Genomic DNA, 13,748 nt, shown 5'->3' with positions numbered 1-13,748 from the left:
GCTCACCTCATGAGGACCCCGGTGTCGCCCCGGACCCGGCGGTGATCTTGCTGGCCGAAACGGTGCGTAGCGAGCGCAGGATGGGCAAACCTTTACCTTTCCGGGTCCCTTTCGCCCGGCGAGGCGGCCCAGTCGCCCTCGATCATCCCAGCCACAGAAGGAGCGTACGCCGTCCATGGTGTTCAAGAAGTTGCTCGGAGCCCTCGGAGTCGGCGGCCCCTCGGTCGACACCGTCCTGCAAACCGGCCCCGCACTGCCGGGCGGCCCCCTCTCCGGGGAGGTCCGTCTGCGTGGCGGTGGAGCGGACGTGTCGGTCGACCGGCTCTCCCTCCTGCTCGTCGCCCGGGTCGAGGTCGAAGGCGATGAGGAGCACGAAGGCACGGTCGTCCTCGAACGCTTCACGGTCGGCGGCGGCTTCCGGCTCCCGGAGGAGGCCGACCACGCCGTTCCGTTCACCGTCACCCTGCCCTGGGAGACGCCCATCACCGAACTCCGCGGCCAGCGCCTGGGCCCCGTCCTCGGCATCCGGACCGAGCTGGAGATCTCGGGGGCCCGGGACAAGGGTGACCTCGACGCCCTCGCGGTGGGCCCGTTGCCCGCCCAGGAGGCGGTCCTGGAGGCCTTCGGGCAGTTGGGATACGTCTTCAGATCGGCGGACCTGGAACTCGGCCACATCCGGGGGACCGGCCAGCAGCTCCCGTGCTACCAGGAGATCGAGATCCTGCCGCCCGCCGACCACGCCCACGCCGTGAACGAGATCGAGGTGACCTTCCTCGCCTCGCCGGGCGGCCTGGAGGTCGTGATCGAGGCGGACAAGCGGGGAGGGCTCTTCGCCGAGGGGCACGACACCGTCCACCGCTTCACCGCCCCCCACTACCCCGCCTCGCAGGACGTCTGGAACGAGCGGGTCGACGGCTGGCTCAAGCAGGTCGTCGCCGGCGGCCCGGCCCGGTCCGAGTCCTCCTCGTACGAAGCCCACCAGGGCGACCCCTACGGAGGGCGCCGTACGGGCCCCGGCGCCGGAGCGGTGGTGGCCGGGGCGGCTGCGGGCGCGGCTGTCGGGGTCGCCGGCGGCATGGTCGCCGCCGAAGTCGTCGACGAGATCGGCGACGCCTTCGAGGCCGAGGAGGACGAGGAGGGAGACGAGGGCGACGAGGGGTGACGGGGCCCTCCGGCGGCCGGGCGGGTCGTATCCCGCCCGGCCGTCCGGAGCTGCTCAAGGCAACCGGGCGACGAGCCCGGCCAGGTCCGGGACGAACCAGACGTCCCGGCCCCGGTTGGCCTCGCGGACGAGATCGGGCAGTGCCGCACTGGCCGCCAGATGGCGGTCGATGTCCCCGACGACGACGAGGCGCAGCCGGTAGTTCGCGAACTTCTGCAGAACGGCCCCGGCGAATCCGGTACTCAGGTCGAAGAAGCGCTCATCGAGGCGCTGGGCCGGCACCGCGACCACCTGCGCGCCCTGGAAGGCCCCGCCGATCAGATGGTCGAGGGCGTCCTGAACGGTGGCGATCGCCGGACCCTCGGCATCGCACACCAGGACGGGGATGCCGTGGTGCTCCACGAGGACGTCAGGCACGGTGGTCTCCTTCCTCGCCCGCGGCGGGGAACAGGCCGCTGTCGGGGCCCAGTACACCGTGGATCAGGTGCAGCAGATCGGCGGTGGCCGCGGCTCCGCCGAGGATGACGATCTTCATTCGGGTGCGCTCCGGGTCGTAGACGGTCTCGACGCGTAGCCGCCCCGACGCGCCTGGGGAGGACTGCGCGCTCGCTGTGACGAAGGTGGTCAGTCGGTGCGCGGCGTCCGGGCTCAGCGCGTCGACCTGGACGATGGAGGAGACCTCCACATGGCCGGCGGCGGGCGCGGAAGCCGGTGGCGCGGCGGTGGGTCGGCCGGTCAGCGTCGCGAAGTCCTCCCGGCTGATCCGGTACTGCTTGCCGATCCGTACGGCGTTGAGCCGGCCGTCGCGGACGTAGTTCCGGACGGTCCTCACATGCAGACCCAGCTTCTCGGCCACCTCGCCGATCGTGTACAGCTCCCTCTGCTCGTTCTCCATAAGTCCGAAGACTACCTTAAGCTTCCCTCGGTTATTTCTGATAAGGGAAGATAGGGAAGATTAGGGAACTCGGTGATCATCTTCGTCCTTCCTCGGGTCGTTTCGGCAGATCGAGCACCGGCCGGGGTAGGAAGGTGGAGACGGACCGTGCCCCGCAGCAGACAAGGAGCCCCATGAGCACCCGGACCGCGGTACCCGACGCGGGACCCTCCCAGGAGGGCGTGCGCCGGGGCGCCCGCTCTCTCGGAAGCGGAAGGCGACGGACATGAACGCCCGATCCCAGCCACCCGACCTGCGGCACCGACGGCCCGAAGGCGTCACCGACACCACTGTCGAAGCCCTCGGCGCCCTCTCCAAGGCGCTGGAGACGGCCGAACGTGCCCGCGGCGCTCTGTACGAATTCCACCAGCTGACCGGCAGCTCCGACCTCTGCCTCGACGAGGCGGTGCGACTGCTGCGAGAGGCGGGCCACACAGACCGTGCCGACCAGGTCGAACGTGAGGTTCTCGGGCGCAACGTCATTCCCGGCCACTGGACGTTCCAGATCGTCGAGGAGTACAACACCACCTACTACGAGCCGTTCCGCGCCATCGAGCGGCAGATCAGGCAGGAACTCGCCGACGGCCGCGACCACCTCTACGAGGCCGAGATGAAGGAAGCCCGCCGGACGAAAGGGCACCCCGACCACACCGCCGACTGACTGACCCCTGACGCTCCAGCGGTGGATGAGCGCGGACGGGTGAGGGCCGTCCCGCCCGGGCGGGACGGCCCTTCGCGCGACTGCCGGGGCGGGCGCCCCGGAGCCTGGCCCGCGTCGCGCTACGCCGAGAGCGGGGCGTGGTGCGGTCGCTCTGCCCCGCCGCCGGTCCCTCGACGCCGGGAGGCGCGCGCCCCCGTGCCTTCCCCCTGCTCGTGGTCCCCGAGGCCCGCGTCCGTCAGAAGCCACCGAACGTGACCGCTGGAGATGCGGACCGGGCCGACTCCGGTGACGCTTGGGCTCCGGTCGCGCACACGACACCGGTTGCCGACGGAGGACCCACGACGGAGGACGCCTTCATGAACCTGCCCGACAGCCCGGCGGAACGAGCCCGGCGCACGCGTGAACGCGCCGAGGAGCTGGACCGTGCCGCAGACCGGGCCACCGATCCCGAACACCGCCAACGGCTCCGGGAGAAGGCCCGACGTCTGCTGCGCGAGAATCCGACGGCAGGTCCGCGCCCCTGAGCGAGAGCGTATGCCCGGGCAGGCGGCGCCTCCGTGGCGTCCTCGGCTGTTGCGTACCGAACGGCTGCTCCGGGAGCCGTACCTCTCAGACCGTCTACGCACCGGCGTCGGCCGCATGGGGCGCCGGGCCGGGGACCGAGCCGGCCCGCGCCGTCGTCGCCAACGGCTTCGACGCCCTGCGGCTGACCGGGACACAGGATCGGCTCCCCGCCGTGCGCGCTCAGGAGGTTTCGTGAGCGGCAGCCACGGTCGCCCCCATGGACGCCGTGTCGCTTCAGCGCGTCGGCGAAGAAACCGCCCGCTCTCGTATGCTCCACGAACGACGCCGCCGACGCCCGGCTTGCGCACCTCACACGGCCGACGATCCCATGGTCTGCTGGACCGATACGAACCTCCCAGGCGGCATGCGCACTTCCGGCACACGCGCGGCCTTGGCCGACGAAAAATGCCGTCTGCCTGCCGCCGCCTCGGCCTTCCCTCGTTCGCACGGCAGCGAGCGCGGGGCCGGCTCCCCGAAGCCGCATGGGCCGGCCGCCCGGGCCGCCCGGCTTTCAGCGCCCCGGCAGCCGCCGTCTCAGGCCCCCACCGCCCCGTCCACACCCTCGCGCAGGAGGTCCGCGTGTCCGTTGTGGCGGCCGTATTCCAGCAGCACATGCACCATGACCATCCGTAGCGACACCTCCTTCCCCCAGCGCGGCTGGTGGCCCGTCAGATCGAGGGAGGCGGCCTGCCGTTCGATGCGGCGAGAGGTCGCGACCTCGGCCTCCCAGGCGGTGAACGCCTCCGTACGGTTCGACGCGCTCACGTCGTACGCCGCCTGGAAGTCGACCTCTTGGGACCAGACCATCGGCGCATCGCCGTCCTCGAAAACCCTTCGGAACCAGGCGCGCTCCACCTCCGCCATGTGCCGCACCAGAGCCAACAGCGACAACGTGGAGGGTGGCATCGACCGCTGGCGCAACGCCTCGTCGTCCAGCCCGGCGCACTTCATCGCGAGGGTCTGCCGGTGGTAGTCGAGGAAAGCCCGCAACGTCTCGCGCTCGTTCCCCTGAAGGGGAGGGGAGCTCCGTCGGTCGTGTTCCATGCTCATATCCCGATCCTGTGGTGGGGCCGACAGTATGACCGGTCGGCACCGGCGTCTGCCCCGCCCGCCCCACACCTCCGTCGCCAGCTCGGGGCAGGCGCCCGGTGACCTCCCGTGCCGCCCCCGGCGTGCCGGGGAGGGCACCGACACCCCTGCCGCGCTGGGTGCGAGTCGGAACTCCTACGGCCAGGACGAGGAGACCTGTCAGGTCCTCAACATTTTCGCCGGGCAGTGGATCGCCACTGCCGTAGAACCGCCTCCTGTTCGACGCCGACCGCGTCGCCCTGGCGAACGACGGGGCAGCCCTCAACACGGCGCGCCGCTCCCTGATGGACACCGACGCACTCATCCGTGAGCTGATCACCGGGCGCCCTTCGTGCTCGACGGCGCCGAGCCGGAGCCTTCGCCGGCCGGCGCTCCGTGGTGAGACCTGCCGAACGCGTTGCATCCCTGGCATCGCGGGCCTCCCGGGGCGGCGAGCCCGCAGGGCGGCGGACGACGCCGTCGACGAGCTCGAACGGCACGCGCACGGACTGCCGTTCGTCCACGAGGAGGGCCCGCCTCCCCCGCACCGGCAGGCATGATCCTTTGCCCGGGCCCCGTCGGCCCCGGTGTCGCCGACCGCGGCGCACAGTGCCGGTGTGCCGGCAGTCCCACCGCGCGCGTGCGGCGACGGTCCCGGCGCAGTCCGCACGTCCTGACGACGGCCTTCGCCCTGGGCTCGGCGCGCCAACCGGGCCCCCGACGCGCGATCAGGCGGTGTGCGCCCGGGCGGAGGACAGCGTCGATATCAGCCGGGCCACCGTGCGGGCCATCGCGTCCCGCCCCTCGGCCAGATAACGCCGCGGGTCCACGCCCCGGGGGTCCTGGGCCAGATGCTCGCGCACCGCACCGGTCAGGGCGATGTTGAGCGCGGTGCCGATGTTGACCTTGGTGATACCGCTCGCCACGGCGCGGGCCAGGTCATCGTCGGAGACGCCGGACGAGCCGTGCAGCACCAGCGGAACCGGCACGGTCGCCCGCAACCTGGCCAGCAGGGCGTGGTCGATCCGGGCGTCCCGAGAGGTCATTGCGTGGGATGTGCCGACCGCCACGGCCAGCGCGTCCACTCCGGTGGCCGCGACGAAAGACCGGGCTTCCTCGGGGTCCGTACGGGCTCCGGGTGCATGGGCGTCGAGCGGGGGCGCCCCGCTCTTCCCGCCGACCTGCCCGAGCTCGGCCTCCAGCCACAGGCCCCTCGCGTGCGCCCATACGACGGCGGCGCGTGTGACCGCCAGGTTCTCGGTGTACGGCATCCGGGCCGCGTCGAACATCACCGAACTGAAACCGCAGTCCGCCGCCCGGTACAGCAGCTCGGTCGACTGCACGTGGTCCAGGTGGAGGGAGACGGGGACGGTGGCCTGCTCCGCGATCTCCGCCGCGGCGCGGGCCAGGGGACGCGGCCGGCCCCGGTGGTAGGCCACCGCGTTCTCGCTTATCTGGAGGATCACCGGCGACCCCACGGCCTCCGCGCCCTCGACGATCGCTTCGGCGTGCTCCAGCGTGATGACGTTGAACGCGGCGACCGCGCGCTGCCACGCTGCGGCGTCCGTGATCAGATCGCCGGTGGTGGCGATGGGCATGGCAACTCCCGGAGGAAGGGCCGCCGCGCGGTCATGGTCCTGTTCGGCGGGCAGCGGGCAGCGGGCAGCGGGCGGTGGTGGGCGGGGGGGCGGCCGGGCCGGGAGGGTCAGGGCGTGTCGGGGATCACCGGACGCCTCAGGGTGTGCCGTCGAGGATCACCGAGCGGGTCAGGTGACGCGGCCGGTCCGGGTCGAGCCCGCGGGCGTCCGCGACGGCCAGCGCGAGGCGCTGCACCCGCACCAGCTCAGCCAGCGGGTCGAGCCTGCCGGCCACCCACCGGGCGCCGGTCGCGTGCACTTCTTCCATCAGTCCGGCGGGGGCGTCGCCGAGCATCCAGGTCACCGTCGACCGGGTGGAGATGCTGATGGGGCCGTGCCGGTACTCCATCGCCGGGTAGGCCTCGGTCCAGGCCAGGGCGGCTTCGCGCATCTTCAGCGCGGCCTCGTTGGCGAGACCCGCGCTCCACCCCTGCCCGAGGAAAGTGAACTGCCCGCACTCCACCAGCCCGGGCGGCAGCGGCTCGGAGAGGGCCACCTGGGCGTCCTCGACGACCCCATCGGTGTGCAGGCCCAGATGGGCGCGGAGCAGGGTCAGGGCCGAGGTCGCGAAGCGGGTCTGGACCACGGATTTCTCGTCGGCGAATTCCAGCACTGCCTTGTCGTCGGCCATCGCCGCCATCGGGGTGTCGGGGTCGCCGATGACCACCGTCCTGCGGGTCGAACCGCCCAGCTGGCCGAGGAGACCGAGCACCTCGGTCGTGGTGCCGGAACGGCTCAGCGCCACCACTCGGTCGTAGGACCGGCCGGCCGGGAACTCCGACGCGGCAAAGGCATCGGTCTCGCCCTGGCCGCTGCTCTCGCGGAGAGAAGCGTAGGCCTGCGCCATGAAGTACGACGTGCCGCAGCCGACGACGGCGACGCGCTCGCCGGCCTGCGGAAGCCGGTGGGCCAGCCCCTGCGCCATACCTGCGGCCACGCGCCAGCACTCCGGCTGGCTGGCCAGCTCCTGAGCCACGTGCGTCATCTGGTCTCCCTGCTCCGACAATTGATGCTCGAATCTGCATATTAGACCTGCCTTTCAAGCAACATCAAGCAGTTGCGTGCGGGGAGGGGGTGCCCGCCTGCTCCCGCGCTTCCCCCGGCCGCCCAGGTCGGCCGCCTGGCGCGCCGGGCCCGGGCAGTCCTCAGGCCCGGCGTGCTTCCGCCCGGCGGCCCCGGTCCCGGCCGTGCCGGCAGGAGCCCGGGCACGTGCTTCGCGGCAGCGCATTCGTAGCGGGGCGGTGGGTAGGGTGACTGCGCTTCGCGAGATCTGCGGAGTGTTCGTCCCAGGGGGAGGGTGCATGGGGTCATTGGCGGGAAAGGTCGCGCTGGTCACGGGATCGAGCCGCGGTATCGGCCGGGCGATCGCCCGGAGGCTCGCACATGACGGGGCCCTGGTCGCCGTTCACTACGGTGAGCGCAAGGACGCCGCCCAGGAGGTGGTCGAGGAGATCGAGAAAGCGGGCGGCCGGGCTTTCACGGTGGGCTCCCTGCTGGGGGTGGCCGGCGACGCCGAAGCGCTCTACGAGGCGTTCGTCGCGGGGATGGCCGGGCAGGGGGAGGAGCCGGTGCTCGATATTCTGGTCAACAATGCCGGTGTGAGCGGCTCCGGGCGAATAAGCGATGCCACGCCGGAGAATTTCGACCGGCTCTTCGCAGTGAACGTGAAGGCGCCGCTGTTCCTCATCCAGCACGGCCTGACGCTCATGCGCGACGAGGGGCGGATCGTCAACATCTCGTCGGCCGCCGCGCACAGGTCCTTTCCTGAGTCGGTGACGTACGCCATGACCAAGGGAGCGGTGGAGACCCTGACGCTTGCGGTGGCAAAGGAAGTGGCCGGACGAGGCATCACGGCCAACGCGGTGGTGCCGGGTTTCGTCGAGACGGACATGAACGCCCGGCGCCGCCGGACGCCCGAGGCCAGGGCGGCCCTGGCGGCGCACTCCGTGTTCGGACGCATGGGCCGACCGGCCGACATCGCCGACGTCGTGGCCTTCCTCGCTTCACCGGACGCGCGCTGGGTCACCGGCCAGTGCATCGACGCCACAGGGGGCACCGGGCTCTGAAGCCAGGCCCGGCCGCCTGCGGCCGACCCCGTCCGGCGCTCCCCACGGCTTCCCCGCCCCGGCCGCCGCGGGGGCGCGGCGCCGTCGGGTCCGGCACCGCACGACCACTGCGGCCCGCGGACCGACGGCGTCGGCCCGCGGGAGACGCCCCGCGACCCGCCCCCACCTCGCGGTACAGGTCAGCGTGCTGGTGCGGTGGAGCCCTTCGGCTGTACCGCGAGCAACGCCTCCCAGGCGGCCGCCGCATCCGGATGGCGTGCCGGCAGCGCTCCGCTCGCCGACCCGACCGCGGGCGTGGTCCAGGAGCCGTCGCAGCCGAGCAGCTCCGCGACCGCGTCGAGCGTCCCCGGGTGCGCGAAGAGCAGCGCGGCGCCGCCCGCCCCTCGTCCGCCCGGCCTCGTGTCGGCGGCCGGCGCCTCCCGCCACGGCGGCACCCACGCGTCCAGCTCCGCCAGTCGGCCCGGGAAGACCCGCCCCGCCTCCCGGATAAGCAACGGCGCCAGCTCTGCCGCACTCGAACGCAGCGTGCTGATCAGGGTCGGCAGCCACGGCAGCAGCACCGGGTCGGGCAACCGCCCGAACGCGTTCGACACGGCCTCCACCACCACGTCCGCCAGCCCCGGCACCGGTTCCAGCGCGTGCACGAAACCGCTGAGGTAGCGGGGGTAGGCGGGCAACACCAACGGATCGTCCAGCAGCTCGCCGCACCGCTCCCGCAGTTCGGTCCGGGACAGAGTGCCCAGCTGCACCTGGGCCGCCCACAGCAACGCCCTCTTCTCCGGAGTTGTGGGGCGCGACTGGGCGACCGCCAGCTCCAACTGAGCCCGGTTGCAGCCCAGCGACAGGGCCAGGCTTTCCATGCTGAACAGGAAGCCCAGCATCGCCGCTACCTGCCCCACCGTCGCGTCCTCGTCCGTGAAGGCCGCCGGCAGCAACGTGCAGTAGTGGGCGTAACCGGTCTTCACGAAGGCCCCGATCCATGGCGGAGGCCCCGGCTCGCCGGTGCGGTAGTACGCCAGCAGCCCGCGCACCCGCCGCAGCACCTCGGGAGCCCCGTCGACGCTGCGCTCTGCGGCGAGGACGTGCAGCGCCCGGTCGCCCAGCTCGTCGGTGAGACGCCGGCCGCGGAGATACAGCGCCGAGTCCTCTACGGTGGCCAGCACGGTCGCCGTCGTCGCCTGCGCATCGTAGGCGGCACGCCGCAGCCGCTGCTCCAGCACCTGCTCGATGCTCACGCCTTCGTAACCGAGCTCGATCAGCGCTCGCTGGTGGGTGCCGAGTGACAGGTCCCACGACTCCTGCACGGAGCGCTCGCCCAGTCGCCGCTCTCCCATGATCGGCCGTGCCGCTCCGGGCGGCATCAGCCGGCGGAGAATCCACAGCACGTCGGAGCAGGCGTACAGGTCCGGCCGGGAGGCCAGGTCCAGCAGGGCGCGCCGTACACCGCGCTGGTGGAGCTTCAGTTCCAGCGGGGCGAGCCGGTCGTGAACATCGCGCGCCAGTGGTGGCAGCGCCTCGTAGCCGACCCGGCCCGTCCGGTCGCCGCCCATCATGATCTCGACGAGGCGGCCCACGTCCCGCCTCCCGGGCACCACGTCCTTCTCGATGCAGGTGACCGCAGCGTCCTGGAAGTCGTACGGGGTCGGCTTGGCCCGGTCCCGCACCCCGGCCAGCAGGATCGACGTTTCGAACACCGCGATGGCGTCGGCGGTGGAGGCCGCATAGCCGTTGCGCCGGGCCGCCCTTACGATCTCCACCGACCAGCTCAGCAGTTCGGCCTCGTCCAGACCGTCGAGGACCGGAGGCTGTCGCAGGAAGCCGGAGAGCCGGTCCGATCCAGCCGCCTCCACGGCGGCAACGGCCGGCGCGACTGCCTTCGTGGCCTTCGGCTTCTTCTCACCCTCCTGCCCCGCCAGCCGGTACGGCTGGACCCGGGTGCGCTTGAGGTTCTTCGCCCACTGCGTCGCCGCGATGGACACCGAACCGGAGGCAAGACCGAACTGAGCCTCGATCGCCGTGTGACTGGAGGGGATCAGCCCGTGCTGCCACGTGGTGGCCGTGCGCGGAGGCACCGCGAACGACCCGCTGCCCGCCACCCCGAACTCCGCCACGCGGCTGGCCGCGTGGAACGCGCCGCAGACGTACAGGCAGTCAGCCGGGTCGGCCCCGCTGGAGGCCAGATGCTCCCGCATCCGGGTCCACATGTAGCGTTCTCTGTCCTCGTCCACCCGGACCCGGTCGCCGTCACCGGGAGCGAGCCGCCGGAACAGGCTGCCGATGAGGAACATCACCTGACGATAAGTGGCATGGTCGCTGTCGCCCAACGGCACCTCCACGTACTGGTGCCACCACTCCGACCAGTGCCGTACCTTGCCGTGGCGCAGCAGATGCTCCTCCAGCTCCGCGAAGCGGGGCCGCAGGTCGCCGATCTCCAGGCCGACCGCCTCGCCGTGCAGTCCGGCCTCCGTCTTCGGCGGCCCTGCCGCAGCCCCGGGCGCCTCCTCCGCGTCCGCGCCCGCCTGCGGGGACCGCTCGCCGTAGCGGCCGTCCCACTGGAAGACGTGGTCGGAGGACCGGTCGACGAGGACCAGCTCGACCCCGGGGGTGTCGAGGGCGTACGCGATGGCCTGGTACTCGGCGGACGCCTCGGTGATGGGTGCGACGACCGACAGCGGAGCCCACTCGGCGGGGAACCCGTCGATGTCGCCGGCGAACGCCTGGACCGCCACCGGGAGCCGGCAGTTGCGCAGCTCGGTGAGGAGGGGCGCCATGTCCTCGCACAGCTCCAGGTACACGACCTTGGGCCGCTTCTCCCGCAGGCGCCGGGCCATGGCCAGGGCCGAGGAGGGCGAGTGATGGCAGACGGGAAAGATCTCCAGCGGCTCGCGTACCGCGCGGTCGACGTCGTCGACCATGCCGAGGAGCAGGCCCTCCAAGGCGTCTGGCCCGTCGGCGAAGGCCGCCGCGGCCTCGTGCAGTTGCCCGCGCAGGGTGGCGAACGGCGTCTCGTGGGGCCCGCTCATGACAGCGTGGCGATGGCATCGCGGCCGCCGTCCAGGAACTCGGGCCATGAGCCGCCCTCCTGCTTGCTGCGAGGTTCGACGACGCCGTGCAGGTACTTGTTGAAGATGGTCAGGTCCTCCGGGTCCCGCCGGGCGAGGGAACCGACGAGCGAGGAAGCCAGGGTGCGCGCGGTCAGGGCGCTCTCGCCGAAGAAGTTGCTGTGCAGGACGGCGTCCTCCAGCACGCCGATCTGCTCGGCCGTCGACAGCGCGGACTCCAGCTTCTCGTCGTCGCTGCCCGCGGCGGCGGCGGAGGCCCGCAGGTCGGCGAAGCTCTGGAGCAGGACGTCGAGCAGCGTCGGCGGCACGTCCAGGTCGATCGCGTGCCGGCGCAGCAGCTCCTCTGTGCGGAAGCGGACGATCTCCGCCTCGCTCTTCTTGTTCGTCATGACCGGGATGCGGACGAAGTTGAAGCGGCGCTTCAGAGCGGACGACAGATCGTTGACGCCCCGGTCCCGGCTGTTGGCGGTGGCGATGACCGAGAAACCGGGCTTGGCGAAGACGATGTTGTCACCGCCCGCCTCACCGCCGCTCTGGAGCTCGGGGACCGAGATGTACTTCTCGGACAGGATCGAGATCAGCGCGTCCTGCACGTCGCTGGTCGAGCGGGTCAGCTCCTCGAAGCGGCCGATCGCGCCCGCCTCCATCGCCGTCATGATCGGGGAGGGGATCATCGACTCGCGGGACTGGCCCTTGGCGATGACCATGGACACGTTCCAGGAGTACTTGATGTGGTCCTCGGTGGTGCCGGCCGTGCCCTGCACCACCAGGGTGGAGTTGCGCGAGATCGCGGCCGACAGCAGCTCCGCCAGCCAGCTCTTGCCAGTGCCGGGGTCTCCTATGAGCAGCAGGCCGCGGTCGGAGGCGAGCGTGACGATCGAACGCTCCACGAAGCTTCGATCGCCGAACCACTTCTGCGAGACTTCCCGGTCCAGGCCGTCGGCACGCTCGGAACCCAGGACGAACAGCCGGACCATCTTGGGGGACAGCCGCCAGGAGAACGGCTTGGGGCTGTCGTCGATCGACTCGAGCCAGTCGAGCTCCTCGGCGTACTTGGTCTCGGCGGGGGCTCGCAACAGGTCGGACATGAGAGGCCTTTCTGGACAGGCGAGGAAAGAGGAAGCGAGGGAAAGAGAGGAGTCGTGTGGGAGAGGGCAGGGCAGGCCTGGGGGCGGGAAGGTCTCGCGGCGGCCGGCGGCCAGCCCCCTCGGACCTCAGGTGAGGAACGTCTTGAGTTCGTGCACGAGCTTGCCGATGTGGCCGGAGACCACCGGCGTGCCCAGAGCCTTGAACCGCTCCCGGAACCAGGGGTTGACCTCCTGCCGACCGGAGCTGGTCACCGACCCGACGGGGATGAACTTCACGCCCGAGCGGTGGACGGCCTCGATCCCCTCGAACAGCGGCTGCGAGCGGTCGAACTCGTAGAAGTCCGATATCCACACCATGACGGTGTTCATCGGCTCGGCGATCTTCGGTCGGGCCATCGCCATCGCGAGTGGTCCGTCGTTGCCGCCGCCGAGATTCGTGCGCAGCAGCACGTCGAACGGGTCGCGCACCCAGGGAGTCAGGTCGATCGACCGGGTGTCGTAGGCGATGAGGTGAACGTCGACCTTCGGCAGACCGGCGAAGACGGAGGCCAGAATGGTGCAGTTGACCATGGAGTCGACCATGGAGCCCGACTGGTCCACTACGACGATCAGCCGCTGCGGCGCCGTCCTGCGAACGGTGTGCCGGTAGTAGAGGCGATCGACGTAGAGCCTCTCTTCCTCGGGGCTCCAGTTGGTGAGGTTCTTCCAGATGGTGCGGTCCAGGTCGAGGTTGCGGAAGACGCGCTTGGGCGGCGTCGAACGGTCCAGTTCGCCGACCGTGGCCTTGTCCACCTGCGTACGGAGCACCTCGGCGACCGCGTCGACGTAACGGCGGATGAGCGCCTTCGCGTTGGCCAGCGCGAGGCCCGACAGGTTGCTCTTGTCCCGCAGCAACTGCTCGATCAGCGACATGCTGGGAGACAACTGTGCGGCCAGCGCCGGGTCGGCCAGCACCTCCCGTAGCCGCATGCGTCCGACGAGATCTGCTTCGATGGCCCCCAGCTCGGGGCCGAGCCCGCCGCCTTCCAGGCCCGGGCCCCCGGCGCGTCCACCGCGGAGTCCGCCGGGCGGACAGCCCAGCGCACGCTCCAGCCAGCCCGCATCGGACTGCCAGCGGGCCAACTGCTGTGCGGACACCGGGCCCGAACCCGACCCGAAGACATTGAGCAGCACCTTCGAGACCAGCGCGGCCCGCCGCACCTCCGCCGCCCGGTCCCGCCCACCGTCCTCATCCGCCTCCGGTGCCATCAGGCCGTCGAACTCCGCTGCCAGCTCCGGATACCGCTGCACGACGGAGTCGATCGACACCCCGGGGTCCAGCAGCGCTGACGGCAGTCCGATGTCCTCGACCACTCCGAGGCCGGCCGATTCCAGCGCGGGCTGCTCCTCGCCGTCGAAGAGCCGGGCCAGCAGCCGCCAGTACAGCACCTGACGGCGGTTGTCGTCCGGGTCGGGCCCTGCCGGGGGCGCATGCGACATGCCGGGCGTCCGCCCGGTCGCTTCCCC

General features: G+C 71.5%; 12 protein-coding genes. 4 read left to right on the top strand and 8 right to left on the bottom strand.

Annotation, left to right across the window (positions count from 1 at the left end; genetic code table 11):
- The first annotated feature begins 175 nt into the window (after window positions 1–175).
- Window positions 176–1,162, top strand: coding sequence for a sporulation protein (locus V9U70_RS06210; protein ID WP_336673447.1), 987 nt, complete (start codon window positions 176–178; stop codon window positions 1,160–1,162).
- Window positions 1,163–1,216: 54 nt separating this feature from the next.
- On the opposite strand, the gene V9U70_RS06205 is transcribed toward V9U70_RS06210, so the two are convergent.
- On the bottom strand, window positions 1,217–1,579 hold the full coding sequence (locus tag V9U70_RS06205; RefSeq protein ID WP_336673446.1) for a DUF4180 domain-containing protein: 363 nt from the start codon (window positions 1,577–1,579) through the stop codon (window positions 1,217–1,219).
- Window positions 1,572–2,057 (bottom strand): helix-turn-helix domain-containing protein, encoded by a 486-nt coding sequence (locus tag V9U70_RS06200; protein ID WP_336673445.1) that lies wholly within the window; start codon window positions 2,055–2,057, stop codon window positions 1,572–1,574. Before V9U70_RS06200 ends, V9U70_RS06205 begins: the two co-directional genes overlap by 8 nt.
- Window positions 2,058–2,322: 265 nt before the next feature.
- On the opposite strand from V9U70_RS06200, the gene V9U70_RS06195 reads away from it, so the two are divergent.
- Together V9U70_RS06195 and V9U70_RS06190 are read left to right on the top strand one after the other, a co-directional pair.
- Window positions 2,323–2,757 (top strand): hypothetical protein, encoded by a 435-nt coding sequence (locus V9U70_RS06195; RefSeq protein WP_336673444.1) that lies wholly within the window; start codon window positions 2,323–2,325, stop codon window positions 2,755–2,757.
- Between the two features lie 356 nt (window positions 2,758–3,113).
- Window positions 3,114–3,281, top strand: a complete 168-nt coding sequence (locus V9U70_RS06190; protein WP_336673443.1) for a DUF6381 family protein — start codon at window positions 3,114–3,116, stop codon at window positions 3,279–3,281.
- A gap of 574 nt (window positions 3,282–3,855) precedes the next feature.
- Here the strand turns inward: V9U70_RS06190 and V9U70_RS06185 are convergent.
- From V9U70_RS06185 to V9U70_RS06175, 3 genes are all read right to left on the bottom strand, one after another.
- Entirely contained in the window at window positions 3,856–4,365 is a 510-nt protein-coding gene (locus V9U70_RS06185) for a DinB family protein (RefSeq protein WP_336673462.1), read from the bottom strand.
- A gap of 752 nt (window positions 4,366–5,117) precedes the next feature.
- Complete coding sequence (locus V9U70_RS06180) at window positions 5,118–5,987, bottom strand: class II fructose-bisphosphate aldolase (RefSeq protein WP_336673442.1); 870 nt, start codon at window positions 5,985–5,987, stop codon at window positions 5,118–5,120.
- A gap of 136 nt (window positions 5,988–6,123) precedes the next feature.
- A complete protein-coding gene (locus V9U70_RS06175; RefSeq protein ID WP_336673441.1) occupies window positions 6,124–7,011 on the bottom strand; it encodes an SIS domain-containing protein in 888 nt (295 codons plus the stop codon).
- Between the two features lie 316 nt (window positions 7,012–7,327).
- On the opposite strand from V9U70_RS06175, the gene V9U70_RS06170 reads away from it, so the two are divergent.
- Window positions 7,328–8,092, top strand: a complete 765-nt coding sequence (locus tag V9U70_RS06170; protein WP_336673440.1) for an SDR family oxidoreductase — start codon at window positions 7,328–7,330, stop codon at window positions 8,090–8,092.
- Between the two features lie 179 nt (window positions 8,093–8,271).
- Here the strand turns inward: V9U70_RS06170 and V9U70_RS06165 are convergent, their stop codons facing one another.
- The 3 genes from V9U70_RS06165 to V9U70_RS06155 form a co-directional block, all read right to left on the bottom strand.
- A complete protein-coding gene (locus tag V9U70_RS06165) occupies window positions 8,272–11,115 on the bottom strand; it encodes a DUF5682 family protein (RefSeq protein ID WP_336673439.1) in 2,844 nt (947 codons plus the stop codon).
- Window positions 11,112–12,242, bottom strand: a complete 1,131-nt coding sequence (locus V9U70_RS06160; RefSeq protein ID WP_336673438.1) for an ATP-binding protein — start codon at window positions 12,240–12,242, stop codon at window positions 11,112–11,114. Before V9U70_RS06160 ends, V9U70_RS06165 begins: the two co-directional genes overlap by 4 nt.
- Before the next feature lie 126 nt (window positions 12,243–12,368).
- The gene (locus V9U70_RS06155; protein ID WP_419723943.1) at window positions 12,369–13,721 is read right to left on the bottom strand and encodes a VWA domain-containing protein; all 1,353 of its coding nucleotides are present in this window, start codon (window positions 13,719–13,721) and stop codon (window positions 12,369–12,371) included.
- Window positions 13,722–13,748: the final 27 nt, after the last annotated feature.

This window comes from Streptomyces pratensis (genome assembly GCF_037137275.1).
Classification (GTDB): Bacteria; Actinomycetota; Actinomycetes; order Streptomycetales; family Streptomycetaceae; genus Streptomyces; species Streptomyces pratensis_B.
Note: the sequence above shows the minus strand (reverse complement) of the source record. Positions and strands in the feature narration are given on the sequence as shown.

Bases quoted from the DNA above. Each gene is read 5' to 3' on its own strand.
- V9U70_RS06210 (WP_336673447.1), top strand. From the start codon at position 176: ATGGTGTTCAAGAAGTTGCTCGGAGCCCTCGGAGTCGGCGGCCCCTCG.
- V9U70_RS06200 (WP_336673445.1), bottom strand. From the start codon at position 2,057: ATGGAGAACGAGCAGAGGGAGCTGTACACGATCGGCGAGGTGGCCGAG.
- V9U70_RS06195 (WP_336673444.1), top strand. From the start codon at position 2,323: ATGAACGCCCGATCCCAGCCACCCGACCTGCGGCACCGACGGCCCGAA.
- V9U70_RS06190 (WP_336673443.1), top strand. From the start codon at position 3,114: ATGAACCTGCCCGACAGCCCGGCGGAACGAGCCCGGCGCACGCGTGAA.
- V9U70_RS06185 (WP_336673462.1), bottom strand. From the start codon at position 4,365: ATGGAACACGACCGACGGAGCTCCCCTCCCCTTCAGGGGAACGAGCGC.
- V9U70_RS06180 (WP_336673442.1), bottom strand. From the start codon at position 5,987: ATGCCCATCGCCACCACCGGCGATCTGATCACGGACGCCGCAGCGTGG.
- V9U70_RS06175 (WP_336673441.1), bottom strand. From the start codon at position 7,011: ATGACGCACGTGGCTCAGGAGCTGGCCAGCCAGCCGGAGTGCTGGCGC.
- V9U70_RS06170 (WP_336673440.1), top strand. From the start codon at position 7,328: ATGGGGTCATTGGCGGGAAAGGTCGCGCTGGTCACGGGATCGAGCCGC.
- V9U70_RS06165 (WP_336673439.1), bottom strand. From the start codon at position 11,115: ATGAGCGGGCCCCACGAGACGCCGTTCGCCACCCTGCGCGGGCAACTG.
- V9U70_RS06160 (WP_336673438.1), bottom strand. From the start codon at position 12,242: ATGTCCGACCTGTTGCGAGCCCCCGCCGAGACCAAGTACGCCGAGGAG.
- V9U70_RS06155 (WP_419723943.1), bottom strand. From the start codon at position 13,721: ATGTCGCATGCGCCCCCGGCAGGGCCCGACCCGGACGACAACCGCCGT.